This is a genomic window from Sphingosinicella flava (genome assembly GCF_016025255.1).
Lineage (GTDB): Bacteria > Pseudomonadota > Alphaproteobacteria > Sphingomonadales > Sphingomonadaceae > Allosphingosinicella > Allosphingosinicella flava.
The window spans coordinates 1,498,461-1,512,309 of sequence record NZ_CP065592.1 but is presented as its reverse complement, the minus strand read 5'-3'; the positions used below and the strand labels follow the sequence as shown (position 1 = coordinate 1,512,309).

At 64.1% G+C, this 13,849-nt stretch carries 9 protein-coding genes; 2 read left to right on the top strand and 7 right to left on the bottom strand.

Going from position 1 to position 13,849, the window contains the following annotated elements:
* Position 1 precedes the first annotated feature (1 nt).
* From IC614_RS07835 to IC614_RS07825, 3 genes are read right to left on the bottom strand one after another with little or no spacing between them, the layout of a single operon-like run.
* A complete protein-coding gene (locus tag IC614_RS07835; RefSeq protein ID WP_200970800.1) occupies positions 2-982 on the bottom strand; it encodes an MlaD family protein in 981 nt (326 codons plus the stop codon).
* A complete protein-coding gene (locus tag IC614_RS07830; protein WP_200970799.1) occupies positions 982-1,779 on the bottom strand; it encodes an ABC transporter ATP-binding protein in 798 nt (265 codons plus the stop codon). The genes IC614_RS07835 and IC614_RS07830 overlap by 1 nt, the downstream gene beginning before the upstream one ends.
* Positions 1,776-2,885 carry an ABC transporter permease gene (locus IC614_RS07825; protein ID WP_200970798.1) on the bottom strand — a complete coding sequence of 370 codons (1,110 nt, stop codon included), beginning with the start codon at positions 2,883-2,885 and terminating at the stop codon, positions 1,776-1,778. The genes IC614_RS07830 and IC614_RS07825 overlap by 4 nt, the downstream gene beginning before the upstream one ends.
* A gap of 87 nt (positions 2,886-2,972) precedes the next feature.
* On the opposite strand from IC614_RS07825, the gene IC614_RS07820 reads away from it, so the two are divergent.
* On the top strand, positions 2,973-3,662 hold the full coding sequence (locus IC614_RS07820; protein ID WP_200970797.1) for an HAD family hydrolase: 690 nt from the start codon (positions 2,973-2,975) through the stop codon (positions 3,660-3,662).
* 3 nt (positions 3,663-3,665) lie between these two features.
* Here the strand turns inward: IC614_RS07820 and IC614_RS07815 are convergent, their stop codons facing one another.
* The 3 genes from IC614_RS07815 to IC614_RS07805 form a co-directional block, all read right to left on the bottom strand.
* A complete protein-coding gene (locus tag IC614_RS07815; protein WP_200970796.1) occupies positions 3,666-4,967 on the bottom strand; it encodes a cystathionine gamma-synthase family protein in 1,302 nt (433 codons plus the stop codon).
* A 128-nt stretch (positions 4,968-5,095) separates the two neighbouring features.
* Positions 5,096-6,499, bottom strand: coding sequence for an SLC13 family permease (locus tag IC614_RS07810; RefSeq protein ID WP_200970795.1), 1,404 nt, complete (start codon positions 6,497-6,499; stop codon positions 5,096-5,098).
* A 105-nt stretch (positions 6,500-6,604) separates the two neighbouring features.
* On the bottom strand, positions 6,605-8,167 hold the full coding sequence (locus IC614_RS07805) for a GNAT family N-acetyltransferase (RefSeq protein ID WP_200970794.1): 1,563 nt from the start codon (positions 8,165-8,167) through the stop codon (positions 6,605-6,607).
* Positions 8,168-8,301: 134 nt separating this feature from the next.
* On the opposite strand from IC614_RS07805, the gene IC614_RS07800 reads away from it, so the two are divergent.
* The gene (locus IC614_RS07800) at positions 8,302-10,605 is read left to right on the top strand and encodes an AAA family ATPase (protein WP_207791102.1); all 2,304 of its coding nucleotides are present in this window, start codon (positions 8,302-8,304) and stop codon (positions 10,603-10,605) included.
* 106 nt (positions 10,606-10,711) lie between these two features.
* On the opposite strand, the gene uvrA is transcribed toward IC614_RS07800, so the two are convergent.
* On the bottom strand, positions 10,712-13,843 hold the full coding sequence (uvrA, locus tag IC614_RS07795; protein WP_200970792.1) for an excinuclease ABC subunit UvrA: 3,132 nt from the start codon (positions 13,841-13,843) through the stop codon (positions 10,712-10,714).
* Positions 13,844-13,849: the final 6 nt, after the last annotated feature.

Genomic DNA, 13,849 nt, shown 5'->3' with positions numbered 1-13,849 from the left:
CTCATCTCTTATAATCCGGCAATTTGGGTTCGCCCAGGATCGAAGCCGCGCCTTGCTGGTCGATCCGCGTGGTGATCGAGCGCAGCGCATCGCTGGTTTCGCGCAGGTCGCGGACCAGCTGGCCGATCTCCGGCAAGGTTTGCTTCGAGAAATTTTGCACGCCGGGGCGGGCGTCGTTGATCGTCGCCTCAAGCGTCCCAAGGCTCCGGTCGGCGGCCCGGATCGTGCTGCGCAGGTCGTTGATGAGCGGGCGGCCTTCCTCGTTGAGCAATTGATCGGCCGATCCGGCGACCCGGCCCCAGGCCTCGGCCGCTTCGCCCGCCTGGCGGATGGCGATGCGCGCTTCGGCGAGCGTCGCGGCGATTTCCGGCGAACGGTCGGCCAGCGCGCCGCTGATCGTCTCGACATTGTCGAGAATGGCGGAGAGCGACTGCTGATTGTCCTCATCCAGCAATTCGGTGACGCGCTCCGTCAGCGTCGACACGCGTTCCAGCAATTGGGGCGCGCTGTTGAGGAGGGCGCCGAGGCCCCCCGGCTTGGTCGGGATGACCGGCACGCCGAAGGGACATTGGGAGGCCGTGTTGCGCTCAGGGCAAGTGAGCGGAGGCGGCGTCCGGCTCGGTGTACCCCCTCCCTCCGGCGGTTCGAGCTGGATTTCGGACACGCCGGTGAAGCCGACGCCCTGGATGGTCGCGGTCGTGCCCCTGACGATCGGCGTATCGTTCTGAACCGAGATGCGGACCCGCACGAATTGCGGCGTCTTGGGCATCAGGCTGATCATCCGCACCTGACCGACGGGCACGCCGGAAAAGGTGACGCTGCTCCCCTTGTTCAGGCCGCTGACGCCCTGCTGGAAGAAGATGTCATATTCCTTCTCCGTGTCGCTGCCCGCATTGGCGATCCAGATGAGGAAGATGACGACGGCGACGACCAGCGCCATAACGACGCCGCCGACCAGAACGTGGTTGGATCTATTCTCCATCAGGCTTCAGCCCCTGCTTCCTCGGTCGCTCGGGCTGCGCGTCCGCGGGGCCCGTTGAAATATTCCTGAATCCATGCGTGGTCCAAAGCAAGTAATTCCGGAATCGTTCCAATCGCGACGACTTTCTGGTCCGCCAGCACCGCGACGCGGTCGCAAATGGCGTAGAGCGTGTCGAGATCGTGGGTGATGAGAAAGACGGTGAGGCCGAGATTCTTCTGCAGCTCCCGGACGATCGCGTCGAACGCCGCCGCGCCGATCGGATCGAGGCCGGCGGTCGGTTCATCGAGGAAAAGCAGCTCAGGGTCGAGCGCCAGGGCGCGGGCGATGCCGGCGCGCTTCTTCATGCCGCCCGACAGCTCGGACGGATATTTCATCGCCGCTTCGGGCGGCAGGCCGCTCATCGCGATCTTGTAAGTCGCGATCTCGTCGAGAAGCTGCGCGTCGATGCGGGGATAGAATTCGCGGATCGGCACTTGCACATTCTCGGCGACGGTGAGGGTCGAGAACAAGGCCGCGCCCTGGAACAGGACGCCCCAGCGGCGGCGAATGTTCTTCGCCTCTGTCTCGTCCTTGCCGATCATCGATTGGCCGAAGACGCTGATGTCGCCCTCGATCGGGGTTTGAAGGCCGATGATCGAGCGCATCAGGACCGACTTGCCGGTGCCCGATCCCCCGACCACGCCCAATATCTCGCCCCGGCGGACGTCGAGGTCGAGCCTGTCATGGACGATTTGGTCGCCAAAGCCGTTCTTGAGCCCGCGCACGCGGATGACGATGTCGTCGTCCTTCTCGCTCATACCCAGCCGACCTCCGAGAAGAAGACGGCGAAGAAGGCATCGAGCACGATGACGAGGAAGATCGCCTGTACGACGGCGGCCGTGGTGCGCAGGCCCACTTCCTCGTTATTGCCTTCGACCTGCATGCCCTGGAAACAGCCCGATATGCCGATGATCGCGCCGAAGACCGGCGCCTTGATGAGCGAGATCCAGACGTCGGTGATCGGCGTCACCTCGCGGATGCGCTGGATGAAGGTCGCTGGCGGAATGTCGAGCGACACCCAGCAGAGAAGGCCGCCGCCGACGATCGCGACGATGGAGGAATAGAAGCCCAAGAGCGGCATCAGCAGCACCGTCGCCATGACGCGCGGCAGAACGAGCGCCTCCATCGGCGAAACGCCGATGGTGCGCATCGCATCCACTTCCTCGGCGAGCTTCATCGATCCGATCTGCGCGGCGAAGGCGCTGCCCGACCGGCCGGCGACCATGATCGCCGTCATCAGCACGCCGAGCTCGCGGAAGGTGAGGCGGCCGACGAGGTTGATGGTGAAGACTTCCGCTCCGAATTGACGGAGCTGCACCGCGCCTTGCTGAGCGATGACGATGCCGATCAGGAAGCTCATGAGGCCGATGATGCCGAGCGCATGGACGCCGACCACTTCGAAACGCTGCACCGTCGCGTTGAAGCGGAAACGGCGCGGACGCTTGATGACCGTCCAGGTGGTGACGAGGAGGGCGCCGAAGAAACCGAGGAGGCCGAGAAGCGTCTTGCCCGCCATAGACGTCGCCGTACCCATCTGATCGAGGATCTGGACGACGGGCGGACGGCGATCGGGCCGGATCTTCGCGGGCTGGTCGGCGGCGGCGACATTTTCAAGGAGGAAGGACGTGCTTTCGTCGGCCCCACGCACATGGGCGTCGTGATCGCGCACCAGCCGGTGGACGAGCCAGGCGCCGACCGTGTCCATCCGCTCGACGCCGCTCACGTCGACGATCATGCCTTGCCCCTCAACCTCCTTCAGCCGGTCGGGCAGGCGGCCGAGGCGCGCGAGCGTGAGCGGACCGGCGAAGCGCAGCACCTTGCGGCCGTTCTCCTCCGTCTCGTCAAGCTGGGCGATATCGTTCATCGGGCGGGACACTGCGCCAATAACCGGAAACGGGCAAGGTCGTTCCGGGGGTGGACAAATCCCGGCTTTCCGTGCTCCTGCGGCCACATGAAGAGCGCGCTCGCCATTTACGACATGGACCGGACGATCACACGGCGAGCGACCTACACGCCGTTCCTGATCCATGCCGCGCGGCAGCTGGCGCCTTGGCGGCTGGTCCTCATGCCGTTCGTGATCCTGTCGATGCTGGCCTATGTCGCGAAATTGATCGACCGGGGACGGCTGAAGGAAATCAACTACACCTTGCTCATCGGCCGCAGCATCGCGCCCGAGCGGCTGGAGCCGGTGATCCAGAGCTTCGCCGACAAGCAGGTCGCGACCAACATCCTGCCCGGCGCGCGGGCGAGCATCGCGGCGGACCGCGCGGCGGGGCGGCGGGTGGTGATGGCGACGGCGTCCTACCGCCTCTACGCCGCCGCCATCGCCGAACGTCTCGGTATCCACGACGTTATCGCGACGGAAACGGGGCTGGATGCCGCAGGGCGGATCGTCGCGAAGATCGAAGGGCGAAACTGCTACGGCGACGAAAAGCTCGCGATGATCCAGGCGTGGCTGGAACGGGAAGGGCTGACCCGCGAGGCCGTCCATATCCGCTTCTATTCCGACCACGTCTCCGACGCGCCGGTCCACCATTGGTCCGACGAACCGGTCGCAACCAACGCGCACGACCGGCTTGTTCGGCTGGCGGAAGCGGAGGGCTGGGAAGTGCTCGACTGGAGCAAGCGTCCCCAGCCCTGATCGTCAGATCGCCGCCAAAGCCTGATCGAAGTCCGCGATCAGATCCTCCGCATCCTCGACACCGATGGAAATGCGGACGAGGTTGTCGGTGATCGCCATCGCTTTCTTGCGCTCGTCCGGAACGGAAAGGTGGGTCATCGCCGCGGGGGCGCTGGCCAGGGTTTCGGTGCCGCCGAGCGACACGGCGAGCTTGGCGATCTTCAGCGCGTCTAGGAAGGCGAAGGCTTCGCGCTCGCCGCCCTTCAGATAGAGCGAGAAGGTCGAGCCCGCGCCGGTGCAGTGGCGACGGTAGATATCCGCCTGGCGGCCATCGGTCAGAAAGCCGAGATAGCCGACGCTTTCGACCTTCGGATGGTCCTTCAGGAAGGCGCAGACCTTGGCGGCATTCTCGCCGGCGCGGCTCATGCGGAGTTCCAGCGTTTCGAGGCTGCGGAGCAGCATCCAGGCGGTGTTGGGATCGGTGATCGTGCCGATCGTGTTGCGCATCATGCGAATGGGCGTGATGAGCGCCTGCGATCCGACGACGCCGCCCGCGACGAGATCGCTGTGCCCGCCCGCATATTTGGTGAGCGAATAGACGCTAAGGTCCGCGCCGTGATCCAGGGGGCGCGACCAGAGCGGCCCAAGGAAAGTGTTGTCGATGGCGATGGGCGGTTTTTCATCGCCGCTGAACAGAGCGTCGCGCACGGCGCGCACGGCCTGTACGTCGACCAGTTGATTGGTCGGGTTGGCCGGGCTTTCGAGATAGATGAGCGAGACGCGGCCCAATTCTTTTGCCTTGGCGACGACAGCCTCGATTTCTTCCTTGGTCGCGCCCGCCGGGAAATCGAGCCACTGCACGCCGAACTTGCCGAGGATGCGGCCGATCAGCGTCTCGGTCGCCGCATAGAGCGGTCCGGAGTGGACGATGACGTCGCCCGGCTTCACGAAGGTCATGAGCAAGGTGGCGATGGCCGACATGCCCGAGGAGAAAGTGAGCGCGTCCTCCGCATCTTCCCAAACGGCGAGGCGGTCTTCCAAGATTTCCTGGTTGGGGCCATTGAAGCGCGAATAGACGAGGCCTTCGGCGCCGCCGGGGCGCTTGCCGGTGACGCCTTCGAAGTGGCGCTTGCCCGCCGCCGCATTTTCGAAAACGAAGGTGGAGGTGAGGAAGATGGGCGGCTTCAGCGCGCCTTCCGAGAGGGCCGGATCGAAGCCGTGGCCCATCATCAACGTCGCGGGCTTCAGTTTGCGGCCGCCGATCTCGATGACGTCCGGCTTCGGGCGGCGGCGCGGGGTGGCGGTGATGTCGGATTCGTCTGTCATGTCTGTCTCCTGTTGCACTTCTGCGTGGAGACCGAACCCCTCCTTGGAAAAGGAGGCAGGCTCACCGGCCGCGCTCGACGAGGAGCGTTCCCGGGGGGTGAGGTCTGTTGCCCGCGCTCCTCCTAGCCTTAGCCGGCCAAGGCGGCAATGGCCCAGACGCTGCCGACCATGATCGGGACACCGGCAAGGTCGAGCAGCAGCCCGGTCTGCAACATGCGCGGCAGGGCGATGTGACCGGTGCCCCAGGCGATCGCATTGGGGCCGGTGCCCGAAGGCAGCATGAAGCCCCAGCTCGCGGCGAAGGCGGCGGGGAGGGCGAGGAGGACGGGATCGACCCCCGTCGCCGCGATCACGCCCGCCACCACCGGCATGATCCCGCTCGCCGCCGCGACGTTGGACGCGAATTCGGTGACGAGGATGACGAAGGCGGTGAGGACGACGGCGATGAGGAGCGGGTGGACGGCGGCGAGCGGCTTCATCGCTTCCCCCATCCACCCGGCGAGGCCGGATTGCTCGATGCCGGTGGCGAGCGCGAGGCCGCCGCCGAACATCATGATGACGCCCCAAGGCGCGCGGTTCGCCTCGTCCCAGGTGAGGATCGGCCGGCCCGTGCCGTCCGGGATGACGAAGAGCAGGAGCGCGCCCGCCACCGCGATGGCGCCGTCCGTCAATGTTCCGGCCGGGAGATGGCCGGTGAGGAAGGGCAGCGCGAACCAGCCCGCGAGGACGAGGGCGACGAGCGGCACCAGCCTCTTTTCCGCCACCGACCAGGCGCCGACATTGCCGATCCCCTCGCGCGCCGCCGTCGTATCGAAGCCGTGCGCGTCGACGCGCTGCACCCGCATCAGGATGAACCAGCAGAGCGGCACCGACACCAGAACGACCGGCAGTCCGTAGAGCGACCAGGTGAGGAAATCGACGGTGAAGCCGGTGCTCCGCTCGATGATCCCGGCGGCGATGGCGTTGGTGGGGGAGCCGACCAGGGTGCCGAAGCCGCCGAACGTCGCGGCGAACGCGATGCCCATGACCAGCGCGCCGGGAAAGCCATCGGTCGCGCCCTTCTCAACATCGGCTGCCTGCAGCACCGCCATGCCGATCGGGATCATGATGAGGGTGGTCGCGGTGTTGGAGACGATCAGGCTGATGAGCGCCGTCGCGGTCATGAAGGCGAGGAGCAGGCCGCCCGGCGTCCGGCCGCCGCGCGCGACGATGGCGAGGGCGAGGCGGCAATGGAGCCGGGTGCGTTCGATGGCGAGTGCGATCATCGCCCCGCCGAGCACCAGGAACAGGATCGGCGAATAATAAGCGCCGGCAATGTCGTTGGCGCTCATCACCCCGAAGAGGGGGAAGAGGAGGAAGGGCAGGAGCGCCGTCGCGGTGAGCGGCAGGGCCTGCGTCATCCACCATGCCGCCATCAGCACGACGAGCGCGACGGTGCGCCAGGCGGTGAGGGGCATCCCCTCCGGCGCGGGCAGCAGCAACAGCAGCGCAAACGCGGCAAGCCCCCCGAACAGGCCGAGACGTGCGGTCATTCCTGGCATCCCCCTCTTTTTGGGGAATGATGACAGATGGCGGCGGAGAGCGCCACTGCCTACCGCGGGCGAGTCCCGCGCGGGCGGAAATGACGGCGAGGCCCGTCAGGTCAGCCGTTTCTCCATGCTGTCATTGTGGATGGGGACGCCGCCGATGGCGAAGTGGTTGCGGCGGAGGAGGGTGAAGCCCCGGCGCTCGAAGAGAGGGCGGGCGAGTTCGCTGGCTTCGACGAAGATGCGGGCGCTGCCCTGGGCGCGCGCCACCTCTTCCAGCGCGGCGAGGAGGGCCGATCCGACGCCGCGGCCCTCGCCTTCCGGCGCGGTGTAGAGGAAGTCCAAATGCCCGTCCGGCTCCATGTCGCCATAGCCGAGGAGGGTGCCGTCCGGCCCTTCCGCCACCAGCACCGTCCGGCCGTCCGCGCAGCGCGCCGCCATGCGGTCGGGGCAGGGGGGGGCGGCCCAGGCGTCCACCTGCTCCGGCGCATAAGCGCGCGGGCCGAAATGGCGGACCGAGCGGGCGTAGAGGGTGGCGAGCGCCGAGGCGTCGGCGGGGGCGTAGGGGCGGATGTGCATCGCTTCCCCCGTCGCGCCCGCGCAGGCGGGAGTCCAGACGCTTTGTGAGTCTTGCGCGACGCGCGGCTGGATTCCCGCCTGCGCGGGAATGACGGAGGAGGGGGGACTGACGGAGCAGGCGGGAATGACGGAGGTGGGGGAAATAGCGGAGGAGGGGCGTTTGTCCTCCACTTCGTCTTCCGGCAGATCCTCCTCCTCTTCGCCCGCGAAGCCGAAGAAGATGTCGCGCTGGCGGGCGGCCTGCGCTTCCTCATCCTCCGCCATCTCCGCTTCCTCCTCCGCCTCGCGCGCGTCCATCACCGCCGCTTCGGCCGGGGTCAGGGTGCGGGCGTAATCGCCGTCGTCATAGCTGCCGTCCTCATCCCCGTCGAAATCGGGCGGCGGCGGATAATCGGTCCACCAGACGCCGTCATCCTTCTGCCAGACGATGTGATGATCGATTTCCTCCGGCTCTTCGAGGGGAAGTTGATGAACTTGATGCTCCCGCGCTTTTCTCGCGGCCTTCTTTTCGGCGTCCGGATCGAGGAGGGCGCGGGCGTCGTCCGGCTTGTCCGCGCCAAGCGCGTCGAGATAGTCGGCCCAGCGCGCGGCGAGGGCGTGCTGGCCCGCCCCAAGCCGCTCGGCGCGGTCGGCGCGGGCGTCGAGGCGGTTCAGCATCGCGATGGAGAGGCGGTTGTCGTAGCGGTAACGCTCCGCCACCACCTCACCATTCCGGTAGACCTGCTCGATCACGCCGTTCATGCAGCGCGCCATGATCTCGTCGGCGAGATGCTGGCGGGCGAGGAGAAGGGCGGTGTCCCAACCCGCGCCGAACAAGGGATCGCGGTTGCGGAGATTGTAAGCGGACTGCGCGCTCATCCCCACGATGCGGCACGCCTTCGATACCGTGCCGCATTCGGCGAGCGTTTCCTGGAACAGCCGCTTGCGCTCCGGCGTCCAGCCGTCGCGCCTGAGCCCGCGTGTTTCGGTTTCCGCGCTTTCGAGCCCGGAAGCGATAAGCGGCTCCAGCGGCACTTCGGGAATGTGATCGGAACCCTCGACAATGGTGAGGGCGGTGAAGCGGGGCTCGTCCCCGGTGCGGTCATGGTTCATCATGACCGTACCATTTATCTCATTTGGTTATGTGTAGGAAAATGGTTTTTGGCACTTATGCTACTCCTTCTGGATTAACTTGCGCTTTAACGGCGCCGTTTTCCTGATAGCATTCCTAAAAATGGAAGGGGATAAAAGTGCTTCAGCATATTAGGTTGGTTCAGGGGATCGGACAATTCGATCATGTAGCCGCAGCTAACATCGAGTTGACGCCTCTATCCCTAGTGTATGCTGAAAATGCCCGAGGCAAGACGACGCTTGTTAGCATTTTCCGGTCATTGCAAACGGGCGACCCGTTGCCGATCCGGGAGCGCCGGCGGCTCGGCGGCACTCGCGCTGCACAGGTTGCCCTGGCCTTTAGCGACGAAGCCAACGCCATGGTTTTTCAGGATGGCCAATGGAGTGCGGCAAAAGCGAATATCGCAGTGTTCGATGAGCAATTCATCAATGACAATGTCTATTCAGGACTTGTCGTGCAGTCGCCACAGCGGGAGGGGCTCCACGGACTAATCGTCGGAGCACGAGGGGTGGCTCTGCTACGTAGCCTCCAGACTGAAGTGGATGCCATAGAGAAGCACAATGTGCAGCTACGTACACTGGCAGCTACAATACCGCAAAAGGCGCTTCGCGGCCTCACTATTGATCAGTTTTGTGAGTTGCCCCGCCTAGAGGACATTGACGCACGTATTGAGGAAGCTGGGAAGGCGGTTTCTGCAGCTCAACAGCAAGAAGCCATAACGAAGATGCGGGCGCTTGAGGAGCTTCCCGCAATTGAGCTACCGCCGGAGGCGATCGAAACACTCCTGCGAGAGCAGTTGCCAGATGTTGCTGCTGAAGCTGAGCGACGTGTAAGTGCTCACCTCCAGCGGCTTGGCTTAGGCGGTGAAGCGTGGGTAGCCCAAGGCCAGCGAATTCAGCATGAACATAGGGCGGAGCTGGGTGAAGATTGTCCCTATTGTGCTCAGTCACTCGCTCCGTCGGCTTTAGCCCAAGCCTACTCTCAGCACTTTAGTGCGACGTACAACGAACTGAAGGCGAAAATTCAAAGAACCATCCAGCGGCTTGACCAGATATATGGCGCGACAGCGCTGGACCGCATCCGAGCCCAATTTAGCGAAAATTCGTCCAAAAGCCTTTTTTGGTCCGAATTCATCGATGCTCCTCAACTCGAAGCTGATGTCGAGGCATTTCTCGCTGCAGCTATCCGCGCTCGTGATTCCCTGCTGCAGCAGTTGAAGCAGAAAGCAGAAGCTCCCTTGGAGGCTTTTAGCCTCTCAACGGGGACGCAGGAAGCGCTGCACGCTTTGACCGTCCAGTGCCGCACCATAGATGAGTACAACTCCCGTGTCAGGGAGATCAACGAAAAGGCAGCAGCTGTACGTGAAGCTGTCTCTGTCACAAGTCTTCAGACCCTGAGGGACGACCTAGCTCGCTTGGAAGCGGGGAAAGACCGCTTCGATCCAAGTATAGACGCTAAATGCTCTGCTTATCTAAGCGAAAAGGCAGCGAAAAAGAGCACAGAGTCCCGACGTTCAGCTCGAAAGAGAGCATTGGACGCCCACCTTCAAAACGTGTTTCCGGCGTTCCAGGAAGCCATCAATCTCTACCTCCGCCGTTTAAACGCAGGATTTCGCATTGATGGGGTCAAATCTCTGAACACGCGGCGAGGTCCCTCGTGCGTTTACAGCGTTGTTATCGACAACAGCCCCAACCACCCTGTCTCGGTGAACTCGGACGCAATTGGCGAGCCATCGTTTAAGACCGTTCTCAGTACAAGCGACCGGAACACATTAGCCCTGGCAGTTTTTCTGGCGAGCATTTCTCAGGACGAGGAAAGACCGCAGAAGGTGGTCGTCATTGACGACCCTATAAATAGCTTGGACGAACACAGGGCTTTTGCGACTGTAAGTGAGATTAGGCGTCTTGCTGCAGAAGTGGAGCAAGTCATAGTTCTCTCACACAGTCGGCCGCTGGTCTGCCATTTATGGGAAAGTCCGGGTCAAATCGGGCGTATTGCGATCGAAGTCGCTCGCTCCGGAGCCGGATCAACGCTAAGGATCTGGGATGTCTCAACTCATGGGGTGACAGAGCACGACAAGAGACACGCCAAACTCCGCACTTATTTAGACAACCAAGTCGATAATCCGCGCGAAGTGGCCGAGGCAATCAGGCCCACCTTAGAAGCCTTCTTGCGCGTAGCGTATCCAGAACACTTCCCGCCTGGAACATTACTCGGACGCTTCCGGCTCATTGCTAGCCAACATGTAGGAGGCGCTACGCAGATACTGTGCCAAAACGATGTGGACGAACTTGCTACTCTTACTGATTATGCAAATCGCTTCCACCATGACACCAATCCAGCTTGGCAAACGGCTGATATCAATGATGCTGAATTGCTTGCCTTTGTTCGGCGGGTAGTTGCATTCACTAAAAGAGCATAGCTAACTTGGTAGCCTCGTCTTCGGAGTTCAGTACGACGGTTGAAGGCTCGGCTTCGCCTCGCACCCACCCCCGGCCCCTCCCTTGAAAGGGAGGGGGGAATTTGGGTTATTCGGCGGCTTCTTGTTGGCGGGTGGGGGTGCGGCGCTTTTTCTTGGCCGGTGCGGGTGCGGGTTCCGCGCGGGGGGCGTCGAGGAGGGGCTTGAGGTAGGCGCCGGTGTAGGAGCGGGGTTCCTTCACCACGTCTTCCGGAATGCCCTCCGCGACGATCTCGCCGCCTTTGTCGCCGCCTTCGGGGCCGAGGTCGAGGACCCAGTCGGCGGTCTTGATGACTTCGAGGTTATGTTCGATCACGACCACCGTGTTGCCCTGCTCGACGAGGGCGTGGAGGACTTCGAGGAGTTTGCGGACGTCTTCGAAATGGAGGCCGGTGGTGGGCTCGTCCAATATGTAGAGCGTCTGGCCGGTGGCGCGGCGGCTGAGTTCCTTGGCGAGCTTCACGCGCTGCGCCTCGCCGCCCGACAGGGTCGTCGCCTGCTGGCCGACCTTGACGTAGCCGAGGCCGACCTCCGCCAGCATCGCCATCTTGTCGCGGATCGGGGGCACGGCCTTGAAGAATTCCACCGCATCCTCGACCGTCATGTCGAGCACGTCGGCGATGCTCTTGCCCTTGAACTTCACCTCCAGCGTCTCGCGATTGTAGCGCTGGCCGTGGCAGACGTCGCAGGTGACGTAGACGTCGGGGAGGAAGTGCATTTCGATCTTGATGAGGCCGTCGCCGGTGCACGCCTCGCAGCGGCCGCCCTTCACGTTGAAGGAGAAGCGGCCGGGCTTGTAGCCGCGCGCCTGCGCCTCGGGGAGGCCGGCGAACCAATCGCGGATGTTGGTGAAGGCGCCGGTATAGGTGGCCGGATTGGAGCGCGGGGTGCGGCCGATCGGCGACTGATCGATGTCGATCACCTTGTCGAGATATTGCAAGCCCGAGAGCTTGTCGTGCTTGCCCGCCTGGACACGGGCGCCGTTCAGATGGCGGGCGGCCCCGGCGTAGAGCGTGTCGATGGTGAAGGACGACTTGCCCGAGCCCGAGACGCCGGTGATGCAGGTGAAGGTGCCGAGGGGGATGCTGGCCGTCACGTCCTTCAGATTGTTCGCCTTGGCGCCGTGGACTGTGAGCTTCTTGCCATTGCCCTTCCGTCTGGTTGCCGGAACGGCGACTGCGCGCCGTCCCGTCAGGTAGTCGGCAGTGAGGCTGTTCTCGTTGGCCAGCACCTCATCCAGTGAGCCCGCCGCCACCACTTGTCCACCGTGCACTCCGGCGCCGGGGCCCATGTCGATGACATAGTCGGCGGTCTTGATCGCATCCTCGTCATGCTCGACGACGAGCACGGTGTTGCCGAGGTCGCGGAGGCGTTTGAGGGTCACGAGCAGGCGGTCATTGTCGCGCTGGTGCAGGCCGATCGAGGGCTCGTCGAGGACGTAGAGGACGCCCGACAGGCCCGAGCCGATCTGGGAGGCCAAGCGGATGCGCTGGCTCTCGCCGCCCGACAGGGTGCCGGACGTGCGGTCGAGGTTCAGATAGTCGAGGCCGACATTGTTGAGGAAGCCGAGGCGCTCGTTGATTTCCTTGAGGATGGCGCGGGCGATTTCGCGCTGCTGCGGGTTCAGTTTCTCCTCGAGGGTGGCGAACCATTCGAGCGCGCGGACGACGCTGCGGCGGGTGGAGACGGAGATGTCCTCGCCGGCGATCTTCACGGACAGCGCCTCGGGGCGGAGGCGGGCGCCGTCGCACACCTCGCAGGGGGCGGAGCTTTGATATTTGGCGAGCTCCTCGCGCATCCAGGCGCTTTCGGTCTGCATCATGCGGCGATTGAGGTTGCCGATGACGCCTTCGAAGGGCTTCACCACGTCGTAGGATTTGCGGCCGTCGACGAAGGTGAGGGTGACGGGCTTGCCCTTCGTGCCGTGGAGGATGGTGTCGCGCACCTCCTCCGGCAGATCCTGCCACGGCGTTTCGAGGCTGAAGCCATATTCGCGGGCGAGGGAGCCCAAGACCTGCATGTAATAAGGGCTGGGCGGGTTGGATTTGGCCCAGGGGACGACGGCGCCCTTCTTGATCGAGAGCGCTTCGTTCGGAACGACCAGTTCGGGGTCGAACAGCAATTTTTCGCCGAGGCCGTCGCAGGCCGGGCAGGCGCCCTGCGGCGCGTTGAAGGAGAACAGGCGCGGCTCGATCTCGGCGATGGTGAAGCCGGAGACCGGGCAGGCGAATTTCTCGGAGAAGGTGATGCGGCCGGCGGGCGCGTGGGTGGCGAGGACGTTGCGGTCCGAGGCCTGGGTGAGGGCCGCGGCGACGCCGGTGCGGGCGGTGCTTCCGTCAGCATTGGCATCCTCGATGGGGCCGCTATTAGGCCCCTCCCCTCGATGGGGAGGGGTTGGGGAGGGGTGATTTTCGAGACCGGCATCAGTGCGGGCGGATAGATCACCCCCACCCAACCCTCCCCCATCGAGGGGGAGGGCTTTCGCGTCGGCGGGGTCAAGGTAGACGAGGCCGTCAGCCAGTTTGAGGGCCGTCTCCAGCGAATCCGCGAGGCGGGTTTCGATGCCTTCGCGCACCACCAGACGGTCGACGACGACTTCGATGTCGTGCTTGTACTTCTTGTCGAGGGCGGGGGCGTCTTCGATGTCGTAGAATTGGCCGTCGATGCGGACGCGGGTGAAGCCCGCTTTCTGCCATTCGGCCATTTCCTTCCTGTACTCGCCCTTGCGGCCGCGCACGACGGGGGCCAGCAAATAGAGGCGCATGCCTTGGGGGAGGGCCATGACGCGGTCGACCATCTGGCTGACTGTCTGCGCGCTGATGGGGAGGCCGGTGGCGGGGCTGTAGGGCACGCCGACCCGCGCCCAGAGGAGGCGCATGTAGTCGTAGATTTCGGTGACGGTGGCGACGGTGGAGCGCGGGTTGCGGCTCGTCGTCTTCTGCTCGATCGAGATTGCGGGCGACAGGCCCTCGATATGATCGACGTCGGGCTTCTGCATCAGCTCCAGGAACTGGCGGGCATAAGCGGAGAGCGATTCCACATAGCGGCGCTGCCCCTCGGCATAGATGGTGTCGAAGGCGAGACTCGATTTGCCCGAGCCCGACAGGCCGGTGATGACCGTCAGCGTCTCGCGCGGAATATCGACGTCCACGCCCTTCAGATTGTGCTCGCGCGCGCCGCGCACCGAAAGATGAGTCAGCATGAGATT

What these genes read in the sequence shown, in the direction of transcription:
- IC614_RS07835 (WP_200970800.1), bottom strand. Translation starts at nt 982, where the DNA reads ATGGAGAATAGATCCAACCACGTTCTGGTCGGCGGCGTCGTTATGGCG.
- IC614_RS07830 (WP_200970799.1), bottom strand. Translation starts at nt 1,779, where the DNA reads ATGAGCGAGAAGGACGACGACATCGTCATCCGCGTGCGCGGGCTCAAG.
- IC614_RS07825 (WP_200970798.1), bottom strand. Translation starts at nt 2,885, where the DNA reads ATGAACGATATCGCCCAGCTTGACGAGACGGAGGAGAACGGCCGCAAG.
- IC614_RS07820 (WP_200970797.1), top strand. Translation starts at nt 2,973, where the DNA reads ATGAAGAGCGCGCTCGCCATTTACGACATGGACCGGACGATCACACGG.
- IC614_RS07815 (WP_200970796.1), bottom strand. Translation starts at nt 4,967, where the DNA reads ATGACAGACGAATCCGACATCACCGCCACCCCGCGCCGCCGCCCGAAG.
- IC614_RS07810 (WP_200970795.1), bottom strand. Translation starts at nt 6,499, where the DNA reads ATGACCGCACGTCTCGGCCTGTTCGGGGGGCTTGCCGCGTTTGCGCTG.
- IC614_RS07805 (WP_200970794.1), bottom strand. Translation starts at nt 8,167, where the DNA reads ATGATGAACCATGACCGCACCGGGGACGAGCCCCGCTTCACCGCCCTC.
- uvrA (WP_200970792.1), bottom strand. Translation starts at nt 13,843, where the DNA reads ATGCTGACTCATCTTTCGGTGCGCGGCGCGCGCGAGCACAATCTGAAG.